We start from the raw sequence: 340 nt of genomic DNA on the forward strand, positions 1-340 counted from the left end.
ACCTACACCGACACCTTCAATGTCGTCAGCGCCGACGGCACCGCCACCACCGTGACCGTCCACATCCTGGGCACCAACGACGCGGCCGTCCTGTCGGCCGATGTGCGCGACCTGACCGAAGGCAACACGGCCGCCGACATCTCGACGTCGGGCACGCTCACCATCTCCGATGTCGACAGCGATCCCCACTTCGTGCCCCAGGTGGCTGCCGCAGGCAGCTACGGCACCTTCGACCTCGATGCCAACGGCAACTGGACCTACACGGCATCCTCCGCCCATGACGAGTTCGTCGCCGGCACCACCTACACCGACACCTTCAATGTCGTCAGCGCCGACGGCA

At 65.9% G+C, this 340-nt stretch carries 1 protein-coding gene; it reads left to right on the forward strand.

Translation table 11 applies throughout. The annotated features are described in order from the left end of the window. Window positions 1-340, forward strand: a 340-nt coding sequence (locus EN993_RS36825; protein ID WP_164758112.1) for a VCBS domain-containing protein, incomplete at both ends; no start/stop codon positions are given.

This window comes from Mesorhizobium sp. M7D.F.Ca.US.004.01.2.1 (assembly GCF_003997785.1).
Classification (GTDB): Bacteria; Pseudomonadota; Alphaproteobacteria; order Rhizobiales; family Rhizobiaceae; genus Mesorhizobium; species Mesorhizobium loti.